This window comes from Streptomyces chiangmaiensis (genome assembly GCF_036281785.1).
Taxonomy (GTDB): Bacteria; Actinomycetota; Actinomycetes; order Streptomycetales; family Streptomycetaceae; genus Streptomyces; species Streptomyces chiangmaiensis.
This window is the reverse complement of the sequence record NZ_JAYWVC010000420.1, coordinates 1-3,520: the sequence shown is the minus strand read 5'-3', so window position 1 is coordinate 3,520 and position 3,520 is coordinate 1. Positions and strand designations below refer to the sequence as shown.

8 protein-coding genes are annotated in these 3,520 nt (G+C 67.9%); 5 read left to right on the top strand and 3 right to left on the bottom strand.

Going from position 1 to position 3,520, the window contains the following annotated elements; all coding sequences use genetic code 11:
- Nucleotides 1-172 precede the first annotated feature (172 nt).
- The 4 genes from VXC91_RS43640 to VXC91_RS43625 all read left to right on the top strand — a co-directional run bounded on the left by VXC91_RS43640 (nt 173) and on the right by VXC91_RS43625 (nt 1,529).
- Nucleotides 173-553, top strand: a complete 381-nt coding sequence (locus tag VXC91_RS43640; protein WP_329512897.1) for a type II toxin-antitoxin system RelE/ParE family toxin — start codon at nt 173-175, stop codon at nt 551-553.
- On the top strand, nt 550-888 hold the full coding sequence (locus VXC91_RS43635; RefSeq protein WP_329512896.1) for a helix-turn-helix domain-containing protein: 339 nt from the start codon (nt 550-552) through the stop codon (nt 886-888). The genes VXC91_RS43640 and VXC91_RS43635 overlap by 4 nt, the downstream gene beginning before the upstream one ends.
- Before the next feature lie 11 nt (nt 889-899).
- Entirely contained in the window at nt 900-1,136 is a 237-nt protein-coding gene (locus tag VXC91_RS43630) for a helix-turn-helix domain-containing protein (RefSeq protein ID WP_329512895.1), read from the top strand.
- A 186-nt stretch (nt 1,137-1,322) separates the two neighbouring features.
- Nucleotides 1,323-1,529: a hypothetical protein gene (locus tag VXC91_RS43625; protein ID WP_329512898.1), complete on the top strand. Its 207-nt coding sequence runs from the start codon at nt 1,323-1,325 to the stop codon at nt 1,527-1,529.
- Here the strand turns inward: VXC91_RS43625 and VXC91_RS43620 are convergent.
- Both VXC91_RS43620 and VXC91_RS43615 read right to left on the bottom strand, forming a co-directional pair.
- Nucleotides 1,524-1,712 carry a hypothetical protein gene (locus tag VXC91_RS43620; protein WP_329512894.1) on the bottom strand — a complete coding sequence of 63 codons (189 nt, stop codon included), beginning with the start codon at nt 1,710-1,712 and terminating at the stop codon, nt 1,524-1,526. The two genes, VXC91_RS43625 and VXC91_RS43620, sit on opposite strands and share 6 nt — an antisense overlap.
- Nucleotides 1,713-1,752: 40 nt before the next feature.
- Nucleotides 1,753-2,484 carry a UPF0158 family protein gene (locus tag VXC91_RS43615; protein WP_329512893.1) on the bottom strand — a complete coding sequence of 244 codons (732 nt, stop codon included), beginning with the start codon at nt 2,482-2,484 and terminating at the stop codon, nt 1,753-1,755.
- Between the two features lie 163 nt (nt 2,485-2,647).
- Between VXC91_RS43615 and VXC91_RS43610 the strand changes: the two genes are divergently transcribed.
- Nucleotides 2,648-2,911 (top strand): hypothetical protein, encoded by a 264-nt coding sequence (locus tag VXC91_RS43610; protein WP_329512892.1) that lies wholly within the window; start codon nt 2,648-2,650, stop codon nt 2,909-2,911.
- Nucleotides 2,912-2,924: 13 nt separating this feature from the next.
- Here the strand turns inward: VXC91_RS43610 and VXC91_RS43605 are convergent.
- On the bottom strand, nt 2,925-3,520 hold a 596-nt coding region (locus tag VXC91_RS43605), incomplete at its 5' end, for a transposase (protein WP_408057618.1).

Genomic DNA, 3,520 nt, shown 5'->3' with positions numbered 1-3,520 from the left:
CGGACCTACCCCCACAAGAGCCCCGGTCGGCCGCCGATATCGGAGGAGACGCGGGAGCTGATCCTGCGTCTCGCGCGGGAGAATCCGCTGTGGGGACACCGCAGAGTGCAGGGAGAGCTGGCCCGGAGTGTCCGGTGGCGTCATCACGGCCGCGCCATATAGCATCGCTGCTATGAGCGAGCGGTACACGATCGAGATCGAGCCGGAAGTGCGGCTGTGGCTCGACAACATTCCCGCTCAGCACTACAAGCAGGCCGAACGCATCGCCGATCTGCTGGCCGAACACCCCACCACGCTCGATGAGCCATACTCCCGCCACCTGGCTGGCAAGGTCCGTGAGCTGCGCTTTCGCCTGGGTGATGCGCATCAACGCATCACGTACTGGCTTGCACCGGGACAGCGGGTCGTGCTGCTGACGGCGTTCGCCAAGACCAAGATGCGCGAGCAGGCCGAGGTCGAGCGCGCACTGTCTGCGCAGCGACTCTGCGAGGCGGAGCACGAGTCCGCCGCCGAGCATGACCTCTACAGCCGCAACCTGAAGGAGAGCCGGTGAACCACAGCGAATGGCGCACCCGACGCCACCGCCAGATCCTCGGCGAGCGCCTCGACGCCGACCCCGAGTACGACCGCGTCTACGAAGAAACGGGGCTGGCCATGACACTCGGCCAGGCCGTGTATGACCGGCGCAAGCAGCTCGGGCTGAGCGAGGCCGACCTCGCCGAGCGCATGCACATCGACACGGCCGAGATCGAGAGCATCGAGACCGGCACCGAACTGCCGCCCATCGCGGTCATCATGCGCTTGGCCCGCGCCCTGGACCTCACCGTGGACATGCACTTGGAGCCCGGTGCCGAGCCCACCGTGACCATCCTCCCGCCGGCCGCCTGACGGAGGCAGCCGTGCAGCCCTCGGAACCCGTCCTGGCAAAGCATCTGGGCCAGCTGGTCCACGACCGGCGCGCAGCCCTGGGGTTGTCCCAGGCCGAGCTGGCTGAGCGGTGCGGCATGAAACAGCCGCAGATCTCCCGGATCGAAGGCGGCGGCACCGTGCCGACCATCCCTCTGCTACGACGTCTGGCCGACGCCTTGGAGGCCGAGTTGACCATCGAGCTCACCCCGCACACTGACGCCGCCTGATCGGCGGCTCGTAGCGCTTCAGAATGAATGACTGCACAGCCCCTGGGCTGGGACGAGGCTCCTTGGGGCCAGTAGGGCACCATCGATCCTTGTGCTCGTACGAACGCTCTACCTGATCACCTCGCGGATCTCCGCGTGGCTGGTCCTCAGCCAGCCTCACCGGGCCGTCCGCCCGTACACGACGAGCTGCGGGATCTGATCATCCGACTCGGCACCGAGAACTCCCGGTGGGGGTTCCGGCGCGTGCGCGGCGAACTGCGGCGCCTCGGGCACAAAATCAGTCCGGCAACCGTCCGCCGCGTCCTGCAAGCCGCCGTGCGGCCGCAGAGTCGGTACGCGCTACCAGGCAGCACGATCGCCCTCGGCACAGGAGAGGAGAGACGGCTGTCATAACCCAGGGCGGAGCGGCCGGTAGTTGGCCGAGGGAGTGAAGCTGCGTGCTCCGCCGGTAGGGTGCTCCCTGTGGACGGGCAGCTGAGTGACGCGGAACTCGATGAGCTGGTCGCGCAGGCCACCGTGGACGCCTACGACGACGAGGAGCAGCTCACCGGCCTCTACACGATGCTCGCAGAGCATCTGGCCGTCCCGTTCAAGACGGTCGTTCTCGGGGTCGAGGTCACCGTGAAGAAAGTGGACCTCCTACCCGGCAGTCGCCCGGTGGCGCCGGCCGGTAGCCCTGATCGGCAAGCCAGGCCCGGGCCCGGCCGTACTTCCGTTCCGCAGCGAACAACCAGTACCGCTGCAGCTGTGCCGGTGAGGTGGCCAGCATGTCCTTGAAGCGGCGGAAGGCTCCTGGGCCCTGGATCGCGATGTTGAGGAACCGGGCGAGGTCCTGGTCGTCGAGGGTGGTGATGAAGTCCTCCATGTCGCGGTAGGCGTCGCGTGATCCCTCGCACGGGACAGGGAGCCACCTCTCGGTGCCTTCCGCTTCGTCCTCGTCCCACGACCTCTCGGTGTCCGCGATGGCAGGCCAGCACACTCCAGTCTTCAGGTCGATGCGGCCACCGCCCCAGGCCGGGTCTCCTTCGAGTAGACCGGAGAGTTCCTCCAGATCGACCGGCAGCGGCCGCAACACCAAGACGGCACCGCCGCCCACCGAGTCGAACTGTTCAGCGAGGACCTCGTCGCCGGGCCAGCCCCGTTCACGCAGGGTGGACGTGTATGCGATCGCCATCTCCCGGGCGCCAGGCACACTCCGAAAGATGGCTGTGATGAGTGCGTCTCCGCACTGCTGCAGGACGCCGACGGGGTCATGCGCACGCAGCAGGGCGAGCAGGGACGGGCCGTCCGCGGTGTGGCAGGCGGCGCGGAGCGCCTTGAGCGCGTGGTCGGTCCATGGCTCGGTCATGCCCGCGAGGCTACGCCGAGGCACGCTGCGAGCGCCATCGTCTCCGGTGCGACAAGCGCTGGTGAGCACGGCAGACAAGTCCCCTGGCAGGCGCAGGCCGCCGACGTTCGGCCCCGAGCCGTGGCCTCATACAGCACCATCTGGCGACTGGTCGCACTGGGACGTGTGGTTCGCCGTGGCGTGCGCGGTGGACTGCGGCGGCGACTGGCATGCCTTCGATGCGCGTCTGACGCGGGAGCGGTCGGGCGGGGTCATGCACGGGACGCATCTGGAACCGCTATGGAGTCATCTGCTGGATCTACGGGAGCGTCTTGCGGCAGGCGGGCCCGGAGCGGCCGAGCTCGCCGAGGACTGGGCGCGTGATCCGAAGGTCGTCGCCCGGGCCCGTTCCAAGAAGCAGGCGCTCGGTAGCTGTCAAGTCAAATGAAACGAATGTGCGGCTATGAACTGTGTTGCTGTGGTTCGCGCCGTCGGGCGGGGTCGTTGATCCACGCCTGCTGGGGGATCTTCGGTGGCGCGGGGCGGCGGTTGAAGCGCTCGGGGTGCTGCTCGTAGGCGGTGATGAGAGTGGCCGCCCGTTGCTCGCGGACCAGTTCGGCGGTGCCGAAGTGGACGCTGGCGGGGGTGTGGTAGCCGATGCCGGAATGCCGGTGGACGTGGTTGTAGTGCGAGACGAACGCCTCCATCCACTCCCGTGCGTGGGTGAGGGAACCGAAGCGTTCCGGGTAGTCCGGCTGGTACTTCGTGGTGCGGAACTGGCTCTCGCTGAACGGGTTGTCGTTGCTGACCCTGGGCCTGGAGTGGCTGCGGGTCACGCCCAGGTCGAGGAGCATCTGGGAGACCTGCTTGCTGGTCATCGAGGTGCCGCGGTCGGCGTGCACGGTGTGCGGCACGATGCCGTTGCGGTCGATCGCCTCGCGGATCAACTCCTCGGCCCGGGCGGCGGATTCAGCCGCCTCGACGGTGTGGCCGACGACGTAGCGGGAGTAGATGTCCAGGATCACGTAGCCGTGGAACCAGACTCCCTTTGCCGGAC